The following is a 230-nucleotide window of genomic DNA, read 5'->3' on the forward strand; positions in this document are numbered from 1 at the left end:
CGCAGAGTGATTTTCAACTTCAGCAAGTGTGTTTACTTTTAATTCACAACTAAGTTCATCATCAAAGCGCTTAAAATAATAGTTGGGTGCATCAACATGGATATGATCAATATTTAAAAATTGATAACGATCAACATCAAATTGGAACTGATCTTTTGCGCTATAACTTTTAAGATGCCCAACCGTTGCTACACTACTGCTCACCAATACGGTTGCTGTATCCATTGCGG

General features: G+C 36.5%; 1 protein-coding gene. It reads right to left on the reverse strand.

The features are described 5' to 3' along the window. Positions 1-230 (reverse strand): DUF6670 family protein (locus tag AC2Q9J_RS18600; RefSeq protein ID WP_499042223.1); only part of this gene is annotated, 230 nt, incomplete at both ends.

It is taken from the genome of Planococcus sp. RAB007_Raresut (genome assembly GCF_057369535.1).